This is a genomic window from Pseudozobellia sp. WGM2, from assembly GCF_017810075.1.
In the GTDB taxonomy this organism is placed as follows: Bacteria; Bacteroidota; Bacteroidia; order Flavobacteriales; family Flavobacteriaceae; genus JADNYK01.
Genome location: NZ_JADNYK010000002.1, coordinates 262,088 through 276,566 on the forward strand (window position 1 = coordinate 262,088; position 14,479 = coordinate 276,566).

The 14,479-nt window shown below is 39.1% G+C and carries 13 protein-coding genes; 5 read left to right on the forward strand and 8 right to left on the reverse strand.

Going from position 1 to position 14,479, the window contains the following annotated elements; all coding sequences use genetic code 11:
* Nucleotides 1–3: 3 nt before the first annotated feature.
* The 3 genes from IV512_RS04800 (at nucleotide 4) to IV512_RS20015 (ending at nucleotide 3,867) form a co-directional block, all read left to right on the forward strand.
* Complete coding sequence (locus tag IV512_RS04800; protein ID WP_209401198.1) at nucleotides 4–927, forward strand: type IX secretion system membrane protein PorP/SprF; 924 nt, start codon at nucleotides 4–6, stop codon at nucleotides 925–927.
* An 11-nt stretch (nucleotides 928–938) separates the two neighbouring features.
* Complete coding sequence (locus IV512_RS04805; RefSeq protein WP_245224676.1) at nucleotides 939–3,440, forward strand: OmpA family protein; 2,502 nt, start codon at nucleotides 939–941, stop codon at nucleotides 3,438–3,440.
* Between the two features lie 259 nt (nucleotides 3,441–3,699).
* The gene (locus IV512_RS20015; RefSeq protein ID WP_371743258.1) at nucleotides 3,700–3,867 is read left to right on the forward strand and encodes a DUF6747 family protein; all 168 of its coding nucleotides are present in this window, start codon (nucleotides 3,700–3,702) and stop codon (nucleotides 3,865–3,867) included.
* Nucleotides 3,868–3,946: 79 nt separating this feature from the next.
* Here IV512_RS20015 and IV512_RS04810 read toward each other — a convergent pair whose 3' ends face one another.
* The 3 genes from IV512_RS04810 to pgk all read right to left on the reverse strand — a co-directional run bounded on the left by IV512_RS04810 (nucleotide 3,947) and on the right by pgk (nucleotide 7,954).
* On the reverse strand, nucleotides 3,947–4,942 hold the full coding sequence (locus IV512_RS04810; RefSeq protein WP_209401199.1) for a DUF4837 family protein: 996 nt from the start codon (nucleotides 4,940–4,942) through the stop codon (nucleotides 3,947–3,949).
* A gap of 13 nt (nucleotides 4,943–4,955) precedes the next feature.
* On the reverse strand, nucleotides 4,956–6,608 hold the full coding sequence (locus IV512_RS04815; protein WP_209401201.1) for a LysM peptidoglycan-binding domain-containing protein: 1,653 nt from the start codon (nucleotides 6,606–6,608) through the stop codon (nucleotides 4,956–4,958).
* Nucleotides 6,609–6,763: 155 nt separating this feature from the next.
* Nucleotides 6,764–7,954: a phosphoglycerate kinase gene (gene pgk / locus IV512_RS04820; protein ID WP_209401203.1), complete on the reverse strand. Its 1,191-nt coding sequence runs from the start codon at nucleotides 7,952–7,954 to the stop codon at nucleotides 6,764–6,766.
* A 192-nt stretch (nucleotides 7,955–8,146) separates the two neighbouring features.
* Between pgk and IV512_RS04825 the strand changes: the two genes are divergently transcribed.
* Nucleotides 8,147–9,298: an ATP-binding protein gene (locus tag IV512_RS04825; RefSeq protein WP_100870322.1), complete on the forward strand. Its 1,152-nt coding sequence runs from the start codon at nucleotides 8,147–8,149 to the stop codon at nucleotides 9,296–9,298.
* 63 nt (nucleotides 9,299–9,361) lie between these two features.
* The gene (locus IV512_RS04830) at nucleotides 9,362–9,757 is read left to right on the forward strand and encodes a DoxX family membrane protein (RefSeq protein ID WP_209401205.1); all 396 of its coding nucleotides are present in this window, start codon (nucleotides 9,362–9,364) and stop codon (nucleotides 9,755–9,757) included.
* 54 nt (nucleotides 9,758–9,811) lie between these two features.
* Here the strand turns inward: IV512_RS04830 and IV512_RS04835 are convergent, their stop codons facing one another.
* The 5 genes from IV512_RS04835 to mnmG all read right to left on the reverse strand — a co-directional run bounded on the left by IV512_RS04835 (nucleotide 9,812) and on the right by mnmG (nucleotide 14,464).
* Nucleotides 9,812–10,318 (reverse strand): OmpH family outer membrane protein, encoded by a 507-nt coding sequence (locus IV512_RS04835; protein WP_209401206.1) that lies wholly within the window; start codon nucleotides 10,316–10,318, stop codon nucleotides 9,812–9,814.
* 293 nt (nucleotides 10,319–10,611) lie between these two features.
* Nucleotides 10,612–11,442 (reverse strand): class I SAM-dependent methyltransferase, encoded by an 831-nt coding sequence (locus IV512_RS04840; RefSeq protein WP_209401208.1) that lies wholly within the window; start codon nucleotides 11,440–11,442, stop codon nucleotides 10,612–10,614.
* Nucleotides 11,420–11,908: a hypothetical protein gene (locus IV512_RS04845; protein ID WP_209401210.1), complete on the reverse strand. Its 489-nt coding sequence runs from the start codon at nucleotides 11,906–11,908 to the stop codon at nucleotides 11,420–11,422. Before IV512_RS04845 ends, IV512_RS04840 begins: the two co-directional genes overlap by 23 nt.
* A 214-nt stretch (nucleotides 11,909–12,122) precedes the next feature.
* Nucleotides 12,123–12,560 carry a hypothetical protein gene (locus tag IV512_RS04850; protein ID WP_209401212.1) on the reverse strand — a complete coding sequence of 146 codons (438 nt, stop codon included), beginning with the start codon at nucleotides 12,558–12,560 and terminating at the stop codon, nucleotides 12,123–12,125.
* A 35-nt stretch (nucleotides 12,561–12,595) separates the two neighbouring features.
* Nucleotides 12,596–14,464, reverse strand: coding sequence for a tRNA uridine-5-carboxymethylaminomethyl(34) synthesis enzyme MnmG (mnmG, locus tag IV512_RS04855; RefSeq protein ID WP_209401214.1), 1,869 nt, complete (start codon nucleotides 14,462–14,464; stop codon nucleotides 12,596–12,598).
* Nucleotides 14,465–14,479 lie beyond the last annotated feature (15 nt).

Below are 14,479 nucleotides of genomic sequence, written 5' to 3' on the forward strand. Positions count from 1 at the left end.
GGCATGAAACCATTTAGTATATATAAAATTTTAGCCTGTGTGCTTTTTGCGTCGACGGCCTCATTTGGTCAACAAGACCCACAGTACACTCAATACCAATACAACCCACTTACCGTAAACCCCGGTTACGCAGGTTCGCGAGGCCATTTGACAATGCTCACCCTCTATCGAAGCCAGTGGCAGGGTATAGAAGGATCGCCTCAAACCATAACGTTCGGTATGGACACTCCTGTCGGCAAGTTTGATGGACTAGGACTCTCCATTATTCAAGATGAATTGGGGCCTGCCACTGAAACTTATATTGATGGAAATTATGCCCACCAGTTGGTGTTGAATAGAAAGGGTCATCGTTTGAGTCTAGGTTTAAAAGCAGGAGTGCGTTTGTTCAGTCTTGATTTCTCAAAAGGTATAAGACGTGAGCAAGATGATATTGCTTTTAATGAAAATATAAATGGCAAAGTATTGCCTTCAGTGGGTGTAGGTGCATTTTTCTATTCCGACAAGGCGTATTTTGGTCTTTCCGTGCCTAATCTATTTCCATCAGAGCATTTTGACAGTGAAATTGAAAGAAGGGCCGATGAAGAAGTACATTTTAACGTGATTGGTGGTTATGTTATTGATTTGAACGAATCATTAAAATTCAAACCCTCTTTTTACGTAAAACAAGTTATCGGAGCACCCGTTTCCGTTGATGTCTCTGGTAATTTCCTTTTATACGAAAAGCTAAATCTAGGCGTTAATTATAGATGGAACGATTCTGTCGCTGGCATTTTTGGTCTTCAGATTTCGCCCCAATTTAATATTGGCTATGCCTACGATTACACCACAAGCGACCTAAATAATTATAATTCAGGAACCCATGAAATATTTCTTCGATATCAATTCATATCGAGGCTTAACAGATTGAAATCCCCTAGATTTTTCTAACACCCCAAATCATGAAAAAACTCTTTACCACTTACATCTTGCTCTTTTGTTTAGGGCTCTATGCGCAAGATTTTCAAGACCTTAGTTTTGAATCGGAGCAAACAGATTCTCCTAGCGCATCTATGATTACATCTTATGATTCCCCGCCTGTTGCTATTAGCGACACTTTTGAAGAGGCTGCGGAAAAAAATGAAATAGCTTACCGAAGTTTCAGTGGGTTAGAAGGTGTAGAAAATGGTTATTATATCGTTACAGGGGTGTTCAGCAAGTCTAAAAACCTTAAGCGAACCATTAAAAAATTGAATCGTCAAGGGTTTGACAATGCGGGCTCAATAACCAACAAGAATAACGGACTTAATTATATCTATTTAGATTATTATCCTTTCGGTCTTGAAGCGGTCGACGCCTGCGTTTCAAAACTAGATGGAAAATATTCGGGAGATATGTGGATTCTCGAGGTCGAGAATAGCATGGATATTGGGGGAAATGACATCGCACTCGAGGCTATCGAATCTACCGATTCAAATAAAGAAGAGCCATTAGAGCCCTCAAATATGTTCGAGGATGACGAGGTTGAAGAACCGATTATCAAACGCACTATCAATGAAACCACTAACAAAAGTAAACTGATTCAAAAAGCGGATCATTATTTTGATAAAATGTGGTACGTAGAAGCTGCCGAGCTCTATGAGCAAGCCTTGTCTAAAGGTGATAAATTTTACTCTAAAGATATTATTCAAAAAGCTGCTGATGCCTATTACTTCAATACCAATATGGAAAAGGCCTACGAATGGTATAACGTTCTTTATGAAAATTATGGAAAAGATATGTCTACCGACAATATTTTCAAATACTCACATTCTCTAAAGGGAACAGGTAAATATGCCCGCTCCAAAAGGTTGATGAAGCTTTATAATAAAAAGATGAAAGATAATGTCAGCTCTGAAAATGTTCGCCCTCGCAATGAGATCGCCCTTGATAATATTCTTACCTCAGACCAAGAGTATGAACTTAAGAATTTGGCTATCAACACAAAATATTCCGATTTCTCGCCCATGTTCTTAGACTCTAGTCAAGTAGTTTTTGCATCGGCCAAAGATTCGTCATTTTTGACTACTCGAAAATATAAGTGGAACAACCAGCCCTTTCTTGATTTATATGTGGCAAAAATTAATGAAGAATCTGAAGATTTAAAGAATGCTATTAAATTCTCAAAAGAAATAAACACCAAGTATCATGAGGCATCGGTCAGTTTTTCACCCGATAACAAGACCATGTATTTTACCCGAAACAATTACGGCAAAAAGCTCAAGCGAGATAAGAAGGGGGTAAATCATTTGAAAATATATAAATCTGTTAAAGAAGGTGATGAGTGGACGGAAGCTGTTGAAGTATCATTTAATAGTGATAATTATTCTACGGGCCACCCGGCTTTGAGTCCTGATGGCAAACAATTGTATTTTGTCTCAGATATGCCGGGCAGTTTGGGCCAAACCGATCTATTCGTTGTCGATGTTCTGGAAGATGGTAGTTTTTCCGAACCGCGAAACTTGGGTAAAGAAATAAATACCGAGCACAGAGAAATGTTTCCATTCTTTAACGGAAAAAAATTATACTTTTCTTCGGATGGACATGCCGGGATAGGGGGCTTAGATGTTTATGCTTCCGAGTATGACGAAGAACTAGGGTTTCAAGAAGTGAAAAACTTGGGCAAACCGATCAATAGTAATAAAGATGACTTCTCATATATTGTCAACGAAGAGAATCAGCAAGGGTTTTTCGCTTCTAACCGAGAAGGAGGAAAAGGGGATGACGATATATATTCATTTAAAAGGTTAACGATAGAAGAAATACCTGTTATTGAAAATGCCATTGCGGGTGTGGTTACCGAATTGACATCTGGTGATATAATGCCACAAGCTCTGGTTCAATTACTTGATGAAAACGGCATAAAGCTTAAAGAAATGGTGACCGAAGATGACGGTAGCTTTGTTTTCGAAGATTTAGATAGTTCTACTAAATACACGCTTAGGACAGTTAAAGACAAGTTTGTAGAAAATGAAATGCCTATAGCGACAACCGAAAATGAGCGTATTGAAGTTGATATCGCCCTAAAACGTCTTGAAGAAATGATTGCCCTTGAATATGGCATCAAGAAAATTAAGACCGAAATGATTTATTTCGACTTTGATAAATCGTACATACGTACCGATGCTTCTAAAGAGTTAGATAAATTGGTCAGCGTAATGAAAGAGTACCCTGGTATGGTCATTAAAATAGAATCCCATACCGACTCAAGGGGTAGTAGGGTTTACAATGAATACCTCTCTGATAAACGAGCTAAATCAACAAGAGATTATATTATTTCACAGGGTATTGAAGCCGATAGAATCGAAAGTGCCACAGGATACGGTGAAAGTAGATTGATCAACAAGTGTAATGGTACAGTAAGTTGTACAGAAACCGAACATGTACTTAACAGGCGTTCTGAATTTATAATCGTAAAAATGTAAGTCTAATAAAACCAACATAATTTGAAACCGCTGCTTTATAAGTAGCGGTTTTTTGATTTTTATAAGAATTTATCAATCGAAGGTTTGAGTTATTGAGAGAGTGTCAGCTCAATGAGCGATATATCGAAGAAAACAAACTGATTGTCGAAAGTTGACAATAAGACATCTCCTCCATCTAGAATCACGTGCACTTCATCCAAAATATGTGTGGCTTCCCTTAAGAGTTCGCAACTTTGTCTTGGATATTAAAATTGAAGGTATGAGGAAAGTTTTACTTGTTAAGGAGATTTATTTTGAGGCTTTTAAAGATTGGACCTATAGATTATTAAAGAAGTATTTTAAAGTCTATTCATGGTTTTGTTTTGCTTTACTATTAATAGTTATGTACGCGTTCATTTATAGAGTCTCTACAGGCTTTGCGTTTTAAAGTCAATCTCCAACCAAACTAAGGCGCCCATCGATATCGATGGGCGCCTTTATTTTATTACTGTTGTATAGTTCTTTGATTAATTCTCCACTTGGCCGAACCGTAAGGTTTTAAGAATGGCCTCAAGCTCGAACATATCGTTTCGCTTTTCTGTTGCAGGGGCAAATACGAAGCCTTCCAGTACCAATTTTCTATCGTTCTCTTTATCGTTAAGTATATAGGTCAAAAATGGCCCTGCCATGGGATAGTTCTTAATGTCCCAAATACCACGAACTTCTACCCCCTTCAATCCGGAAATCTCGGTCGGAAAAATAGCTGGCGCATAGGCAGGCTCTGTACGCATATGCGTCACTTTACCTGGCACAGTTGTTCCGGGAATATATTTTTCACCAATAGAATCACGCATGGCAACTATATCTTTTACTAAAGTTTCTTCATCATCGAAACTATTGCCCGGCATTGCATATACTATAATATTCGCCGTTCCCTTTTGAATTTCTCTATCGATCCAAACAAAGTTATCTTCTTGCTTGCCTACCTTATATATAGAGGGTATTTTAAGCGTTATCCCGAATTTATCGCCCAAGACACTCTCTTTGTTTAAAGAGCGCTCAAAACGCCGCTGAGCGGCTTCAATTTCCATATCTCTAAAAGATGTGATTATTTCATCTGCCTTCTCGTCAATATTCTGTAATATCTCATCTTCGGTAGTGCCCTTGATAACGCCTACCCTTTGCGGTGATGCGTACATATCTTTCTTTACATGAGCGATATTCAAACTGTCTTTCATTACATACAGTAGAGATCTTGTATTTCGAATAGATCCGGTAAAAAATTTAGGGTCGATCTGGTCGATACTGAACAGGGGCTCGTCCATAGGCATACCGACGATAGGTGCGGCAAAATGCTTGCGTATGCTGTCGCCAATGTGCCCTTGCCACAAAGCGTTTTCCGTAACTACTACCAGAGAGTTGATGGCGCCTACAGAAGAAGGTAAATAGCTTTGTTCTTTAGATTCTTTACAAGATGAGAATAGTAATGTGAGCAGTAAAAAAAGTGTTCCTGTGTGTTTCATTGTGGTAATTGGTTTACGATGAACATTCGCACAATTTAAGTTTTGTGCCTGGTTTTAGGTTTTTACCACTAATACCGTTCCATTTTCGTAAATTATCCACAGTAATTCCAGGATATTTTTTAGAGATGGTCCATAAAGAGTCTCCACTCCTTACGGTATGGGTCTTTGTGCCGGGAGGAAAAGATTGCTGCGCGACCGACTTAGAAGCGCTTGCCACATCTGTACTAGGTCTTTTTCTAGGAAAAATAGTTAGCCTCTGCCCGATGCGAAGATCATTACTGCTTAGACCGTTCCATCTTTTAATCTGACTTACGCCTACCCCATATCGCTCGGCGATTTTACCCAAAAAATCTCCACTTCTAACTTTATAACGAATTCTATCTTGCTCTGCCTCCTTTACCAATTGCGGTAAAGGACTTTCTTTGCTCTCCAGCTCTTTTTTAACATGGTTGTAAATAGCCTCCTCGTTCGCTACAAACTTTCCGACTGCATCTTTTGGCAGTCTTAAGGCATGCGTTTTTCCTTCCACAAAAGGTACCACATTCAATTTATAAGAAGGATTCAACAACCTAAGTTCTTCTTTACTTACTTGCACCAATTCGGCAATCTGATCAAATGTTATGAGCGCCTTTACATGAACCGTGTCGGTTTCGAAATATGGCCGCTCGATTTTCTTACCTTTGATACCGTGCTCTTCAGCATATTCAAACAGGTACATGGTCGCCAAAAATGCAGGAACATAACCTGCGGTTTCCCGAGGTAAAAATCGTCGAAGATTCCAGTAATTTTTTTGCCCCCCAGACCTCCTGATAGCTTTGTTCACATTACCGGGGCCTGAGTTATATGCCGCCAAGGCCAAATCCCAATCGCCATAAATTTCATAAAGTTTTGAAAGAAACTGACATGCCGCAGTTGTCGATTTGATAGGGTCGCTACGTTCATCTACATAACTAGAAACGCTAAGTTTATATTGCTTGCCCGTACCGTACATAAATTGCCAAAGACCTGTTGCCCCCACCCTTGAACGTGCCCGAGGGTTGAGTGCCGACTCCACGATTGAGAGGTATTTCATTTCGAGCGGAATGTCGTAATTGTCAAGCTCTTGTTCAAATAGAGGAAAGTAGAACTGACTTGCCGTCAACATTTTTTCCATCAAATCGCGCTTTCTAAAAAGAAATGACTTGATAACATTTTCTAACGAAGGATTATATTCCACATTAAACGGGGTCTTCGCGTTGAGCCTCGCCAATCTGGCTTTTAAAGTATCTGTCGGTAATGATGTGGGATATGTTTTTTGATAGTCCAACCCTTCCACTTCCCGGAACATTTCATCTGACAAAGAAGCGTTCTTAGCCAGCTCTTTCATCCAAAGGCTATCGTAACGCGCGGCATCGCTATGGTCAAGTAAATTGTATTTACTACTAACCTTATCGATTATAAGTGACAGGCTCATATCTGCAAGCTCCGTAGAGTCTGAAACCATTTGCTCCATCTGTTCTACGCCGTTCATGTCCATCGCCAAGGTGTCGTTACCAACCTCTTGCTTTAAGGCCAATAAAGAATCTTTCTGTACCGTAAGTAAAGAGTCTTTCTGCTGGGCCGCCAGTGGTAAAAAGAAAAAAGCGCCTGCGAGCAGTACGAAAAAATCATATCGTTTTCTAATCATAGATATTCGTGTGTAACAGGAAATAACATTAATGCGATTCTAGTAGGGCGGCCAACCGCATACCCACTAAAATCGCATATTTTTCTGGGAAAATAAAATTTTGACCAGTTAAAACACTTTATTATAATTACCTCCGTTTATCGATAACGGGCTTATTATCCGATTATTGCAGCAATACCCGGAAGGGTCTTGCCCTCTAAACTTTCTAACATTGCGCCACCACCTGTTGAAACGTAACTAACCTTTTTCTCAAAACCGAACTGCTTTACAGCAGCTACGGAATCTCCTCCACCTACCAGTGAAAATGCACCGTTTTGAGTGGCCTCATCAATAAAATTTCCAACTGCAATTGTGCCCTTGGCAAAACTTTCCATTTCGAAAACGCCCACAGGGCCGTTCCACAAAATAGTCTTGGCCTTTAAAATTACTTCTTTAAAGTTCTCCAAGGTCTTTGGGCCTGCATCCAATCCTTGCCATCCATCAGGTATTTCATTTACATCTACCACTTTGGTCTCGGCATCATTGGCGAAATCATTGGCTGCCAAAACATCTACAGGTATATGTACCTGCACCCCTTTTTCTTTCGCTTGTTTTAAAATATTCATGGCCAGGTCCATTTTATCGTCTTCGCAAATTGAATCACCGACTTTGCCACCTTGCGCTTTAATAAACGTATAGGTCATTCCCCCACCAACAATCAAGTGGTCTACTTTGTCAAGAATGTTTTCGATAATGGTGATCTTAGAAGAAACTTTAGCTCCGCCCAAAATTGCCAATACGGGCTTTTCACCTGTGCGCATCACTTTCTCGATAGCTTCAATCTCTTTGGCCAACAGATATCCGAAACATTTATTGTCCGGAAAAAATTGAGCGACTATCGTGGTCGAAGCGTGGGCTCTATGAGCAGTACCGAAAGCATCGTTTACATAAACATCTCCTAATTTTGATAACTGTTCGGCAAAAGCTTCATCGCCTTTTTCTTCTTCTGCATGAAACCTAAGATTTTCAAGTAATAAAACTTCACCCCGCTTTAAGGCCGCAACGGCATCTTCGGCAACCTGACCAACACAATCTTCGATAAACTTAACGCTTACGCCAATTACATCAGACACCTTTTTAGCGATATGCTGTAGCGATAGGTCAGCGTTTTTTTGGCCTTTGGGTCTTCCCAAATGGCTCATTAAAACAGCGCTTCCACCGTCTTCCAATACTTTTATAATCGTCGGCTTTGCCGCCTCTATTCTATTGGCATCAGTAACCTCGAATGTTTCATTCAGCGGAACATTGAAGTCTACGCGTATAAGTGCCTTTTTATTTTCAAAATCAAAATCGTCGATTGTTTTCATGAATAAGGTTTTTGAGAATCGCAAATGTAAATAAAAAGGCGCAAGAGTAAGGTCGTATGAATAAGACTTTTGAACCAGAAAGCAAGACTCTGTTGCGTTATCGTGTTAAAATTTGTTTTGAAAACTGAAGTTGTAGGGCTTTTAAGAATAGACCATCTCCACCGACTTGCCTAAAAAAACTATCTTTGAAGCATGTTGTTCAAGGATATTTTAGGATTAAATCATATCAAAAATCATCTCGCCACGAGCGCCGATGCCGGACGCATACCCCATGCTCAATTGTTTGTTGGCCCTGAAGGTTGTGGCACCCTACCTATGGCCATGGCGTATGCGCAATACATTATCTGTGGAAACCATGGCGGCGAAAATACAGGTGACAATCAATCGTGCAACATGAAGTTCGGCTCGCTCTCTCACCCCGATATGCATTTCGCATTTCCTGTTTCGAACTCTGACAAGGTAAAAAGCCATGCCGTTAGCGACCATTATATGGAAGAGTGGCGGCAGTTTTTTAAAGAGCAGCCTTACGGCAACCTCTTCGACTGGTACCGACTCATAGGAATTGAAAAAAAGCAAGGTCAGATCGGTGTTGACGAAGCTTTGGATGTCGTTAAAAAATTGAGTTTAAAATCTTATGAGGGCGGTTATAAGGTAATGCTTATTTGGATGGCCGATAAGATGAACAATGCAGCGGCGAATAAGTTATTAAAGCTTATTGAGGAACCTCCCAACAAAACTGTTTTTCTACTTATTGCCGAAGATGAAGAACAAATAATACAAACGATTCGTTCGCGATGTCAAGTATTACACTTTCCGCCTTTGGCGGAAGACGCCATGGCCGACGCTTTAATAGCAAAGGGACTCTCTCGAGAAGAAGCCATGCGCATAGCCCATGAAGCCGATGGAAACTTTAATAAGGCTTTAGACCTAATGAACAACGATTCTGAAGATTTGGTTTTCGAGAAATGGTTCGTTCAGTGGGTAAGAAGCGCATTCAAGGCCAAGGGAAATAAAAGTGCCATTCACGAACTAATTTTATGGAGCGATGAAGTCTCAAAAACGGGCCGAGAAACACAGAAGAAGTTTTTGAATTATTGCCTTGCCGTTATGAGACAAGCACTACTTATCAATTACAATGTAGATCAATTGGCCTTTATGAGAATTCATGTCGAAGGTTTTCAACTGCAAAAGTTTGCTCCGTTTATACATGAGAACAACATCGTTACTATTGTACAAGAACTGGAAGACGCTATATACCACATCGAGCGTAATGGCAATTCTAAAATAATATTGACCGATCTTTCTATTCGATTGACGCGCCTATTGCACAAAAAAGCAGCCTGACCCCCCTAGAAAGTGTTGTGAACATTGCTTTAGGTTTACTTAATTTTAAACAAAACCTTGACCATGGAAAATTTAACCGATTTTGCAGCACAAATTCTTCTCCTTCTTTTTTTAATCATCACCTTTATTCAAAGTGGAATCGATAAAATTTTCGATTGGAAAGGAAACGTTTCATGGCTTAAAGAACATTTTGCAAATACACCGTTGCAAACTTTGGTACCCTTTCTTCTAACTACTATTTTACTAATCGAAGTGGTTTCCGGTGTGTTTTGTGCCGTGGGCCTTTATGAAATTATAGTTTTAGGAAAAACCACCTTTGCATTATATGGGGCGATATTTTCTTGTATTACGCTCTTAATGCTGTTGTTTGGCCAACGCATGGCAAAAGATTATGAGGGAGCGAAGACTATAGCCGTGTACTTTATACCTGCTATTTTTCTAGTCTACTTGCTTCAATAAAAAAATCCCGACAAGATTTTTCTTATCGGGATTCGATCTCTACAGTGAAGTAGACTATTTCTTGTACTTATCGTTAAGTAGTTTTACAATTTCATCGGTAAGGTCATTGGCATCTGTACCGTAAAGAACACTACCGCCATCACCACCACCTAGTATATAAGTATACCCGTTAGCTTCTCCATAAGCTTTTATCTCTTTTTTCACCTTGCTCACCACACTATCCATTTCCGTTTGGCCCAAAGCCTGCAATTGTTGATCTTCTTGCTGAAGCTGTTGACCGATTAACTGACCCTTCTGCTGCATTTGGCCATATTCTTCTTGTGCTTTTTGTTGAGACATTTTTTGAGCCTTTTCTTGAAATGCCTGTGCCTCCATCTGGAAAGTTTGAGAAATACTATCTCTCTTTTTTGCCAAGGCATCGACTTTAGTCTTGAAGTCAGCTTCAATATCAATTTTTTCTTGATACTCCTCCATCAACCTTACATTATCAACGAATCCGATTTTTTCTTGTTTACAGGAAACAAATGCCAAAACCAAAACTGCCCAAACTATATTTTTCATAAGTAACTATTTTCTAAAATTTATTCATCCCAATTTTTGATGATGCGCAAAAATAGGAAAGCTTTTTGTAATCCCTAATATTTAAATTTCGAATTGTGCATCAACCGTAAATATTGTTAAAAACAGATTATAGATGTTCTTTATTAAGAAGCTCTTTATGAATCAACAAAGTTTATCAACAACAAAGCTCACAGACGAGTTCTGACGAATTACTTTTACAAAAGCGAACCAAAAGTCTTTATCTGGCTTTAAGTTGCTTAAAGCCTTTTAAAATCGTTTAGAGGCAAAATACGCTAGTTATTTCTTTTAAGCACATAAATGCAAGATGAGAACTCACGAGTAAGCAGCCCCATAAGGTTAGATCGTAAACCAATATAAAAGGCCTTAAGAAAATTTTGCTGACCTGTCTTATATTTCTCTGACAACAACGAAACATAAAACGAATCGAACCACATTGGTTTCTTCTTTACTAATTGCATATCGTGCTTGGCAAAAATGCTTTCAATAGCCTTTGCAGAAAAATGCCATAAATGGCGCGGCACATCATAAGCGGCCCAAAACTCTTTATAATGCTCTGCATCGAAAGATTTAAAATTAGGAACTGCAACCACCAGGGCCCCGTCTTCCTCTAAAAATGATTTGAGCTTTTTGATCTGATCATCTAAATCGGGAAGATGCTCAAGTACATGCCACATGGTAATAACCTTGTACTTAGACTTTGGCAAATCATCTAAGTTTGACAGCAATTCCATTTTCTTTTCTCTAGAACGAAGTCTTGCATCCAAATTAGGTTCTACACCCATCACTTGAAATCCGTTGTTTCTTGCCGTCAATAAAAAATCTCCCGTACCGGCACCAACATCAAGAAGCGTCTTATTACCATTCACATATTTATTAATCAACATAGTTTTAGAAAGAAGACTGAAGCGCTTTACCCCTTGATATAATTTATCGGTCAAAGATTTATTTGAATCGGTGTGCGAAATATAAGAACTGCTCTGATAATAGGGAGATAAATTTTTTGGTTGTGGATCTGTAACCAACATATCCATTTCCGGGTCGTGAAGTAATTTAAAATCTTCTCCGCTAACAGAAAAATCTTTAGTTTCTAAAAACAGTTTCATTGTAATTGTGAGTGGTCAGGTATTCCTTCTTGAGATTTCGAAGGTACATTAAAACTGCATCTCTAGAAAGTGAATTTTGGTCTAAACAATCTTTTTCTATATCGCTATAAACTTCGATTGCCACATACCAATTATCTTTTCTTAATATATCTGAACCATCAATATACTCCTCATCTTCACTTTTTAAAACGCGGTTCATCGAAGCATTCAAAATAGCAGGTAAAAAATTCAGTGTTTTGTCTGGAATGGATATCTCATAAAAAACAAAAAAGAAATGATGGCCATCTATTTGAAAAGGAACATCATCATATACATTCGAGTGATTCAACTGAAATTTTGTATTTACAAAATTGTAAAAATGTTGAGCTTCTTTTGGGTCTTCAAAGATGAAAAACTTCCTTTTTGAAAGTTCACGCTTGAACTTTTTGCCCTTTGAGATTTTATAGTTCTCGATATTTGGCGCCACCCTAATCGGAATGCATGAAATGCAACACAACAATAAAAAGATAGAAAGAAAAACAGCCCGCATAATCTTGAGATTCAACAAAAAATTATGTATCAAAAATTACGCCAATTCGGTAACATTATACTCGTAGATGAACTCTATTAAATTAGGGCCTTAAGCAAAATGCCAACTTTGCACGGCTATTACCTAGATGGTGTTCCACGTGGAACACCATCTAAATTTTATTGATGAGTTCTATTTTCAAAAGGACTGAAAGCGCCTTGGCTTTATGCAGGGCAAGCTTAGAATTTGAAGTTCTTATTAGGGTAAACTTCTCTTTGTCATCAAAAATTCGAACACAAAATTCATCATTATTACTCCTTTTTCCCATTGCCGAAACCGGGCCCCAATCAGAATTTTTTCCGGAACGCATCGGGAATACAGATACGTATTCAGGATAGAAAATATTTAACTTTTTCCGGTAGACTGGCACTTTCAAAAAACAATAGAGCGTATAAAAATGACCTTGGGAGTCGACCTCATAAACTATAGAATAGCTTAATAATAAAGCGGAGAATGCGACTAAACCAATCGTTTGATTTAGTCCACCTAAACCTCTCCAAGTATTATGAATGAATAATATAAGAAGAAACGCGCCGAGGATATTTGCCACAATTGGTTTTTTCTGAGTAAAAGAAACACTGTTCATTACCTGCCCAAATAAACCAAAAGAACACTGATATCTGAAGGATTCACTCCGCTAACCCTAGCAGCTTGAGCAATCGTCACGGGTTGTATAGCCTTAAGTTTTTCTCTTGCCTCGTATGAAAGTGACTTCAATTTGGAGTAGTCAAAGTTATCAGGAATACGAACATTCTCAAGACGGTGCATCTTATCAGCATTTACTTTCTCTTTCTCTATATATCCTGAATATTTTACCTGAATTTCGGTTTGTTCTAACACTTCCCTATCCAGATTATTATCATCAACAAAACTTGAAACGGTGTCTAATTGCATCATATGGTCCATGGTAACTTGGGGCCTTGACAACACTTTAAACATCTTATCCGGTTGCTTTACCAATGAGGAATTAATCTCTTCAAGAATGGGATTAATTTCCTTAGGCTGAAAACTGGTTTCTTTAAAAAATTGTAAAAAAGACTGGGATTTACCGTTCTTTTCTTCCATTCTTTTCATTCGTTCTTCACCAGCCAACCCAAGCTCAAAACTCATAGGCGTCAGTCTTAAATCAGCGTTATCTTGCCTTAACAAAGTTCTATATTCGGCCCTAGAAGTAAACATTCTATAGGGCTCTTCGGTCCCCTTTGTAATCAAGTCATCGATTAAAACTCCAATATAAGCTTCGTCACGTTTGAGAATAAAAGCATCTTTTTCCTGCAGTTTTAAATGCGCGTTTATTCCTGCCATCAAGCCTTGTGAAGCAGCCTCTTCATAACCCGTGGTACCATTAATTTGACCCGCAAAGTATAAATTTTCAACCAACTTGGTTTCAAGCGTATGTTTGAGCTGGGTAGGCGGAAAATAATCATATTCAATTGCATAGCCCGGTCTAAAAAATTTAACCTTTTCAAAACCCTTGACGGAGCGCAAGGCCTTAAACTGAACATCTTCTGGAAGGGAGGTAGAAAACCCGTTTACATAAATTTCTACGGTATCCCACCCTTCAGGCTCAACAAAAATCTGATGGCTATCTTTATCGGCGAACCTATTTATTTTATCTTCTATAGAAGGACAATATCTGGGGCCAATGCTTTTAATTCTGCCATTGAACATTGGCGAACGGTCAAAACCCTCGCGCAGTAAATCATGTACTTCTGCGCTAGTATGGGTCATAAAGCAATCACGCTGGGTAGTTAGCTTTGGCGTGTTTAAATAAGAAAATTTTTCAGGGTTTTCATCACCGGGTTGCGGAATCATAACCGTATAATCTAAAGAACGCCCATCTACTCTCGGGGGTGTACCCGTCTTCATTCGGCCTGATTCAAAGCCCAATGAAGTTAATTCTTCGGTAATGCCGGTAGCAGCCCTTTCTCCTGCCCTGCCACCACCGAATTGTTTTTCTCCAATATGAATTAATCCATTTAAAAAGGTTCCATTGGTCAGCACGACAGCCCGAGCCTTTACCTCAATACCCAAAGAGGTTTTAACACCAACAATAGTATTATTTTCAATCAGTAGTCCGCCCACCATCTCTTGATAAAAATCAAGGTTAGGAATATTCTCTAAAGCCAACCTCCATTCCTCAGCAAATCGCATACGGTCATTCTGCGCACGCGGACTCCACATCGCAGGGCCTTTTGACTTATTCAACATCTTGAACTGAATAGCTGACTTGTCGGAAACAATACCGCTATAACCACCAAGTGCATCAATCTCGCGAACTATTTGACCCTTAGCTATACCACCCATGGCAGGGTTACAAGACATTTGTCCGATCGTTTGAAGATTCATTGTAATCAATAATGTTTTCGAACCCATATTCGCGGCAGCGGCAGCGGCCTCTGCGCCTGCGTGACCACCTCCGACAACTATAACATCATACTTCTCTTGAAACATATATTTCTCTTCTTA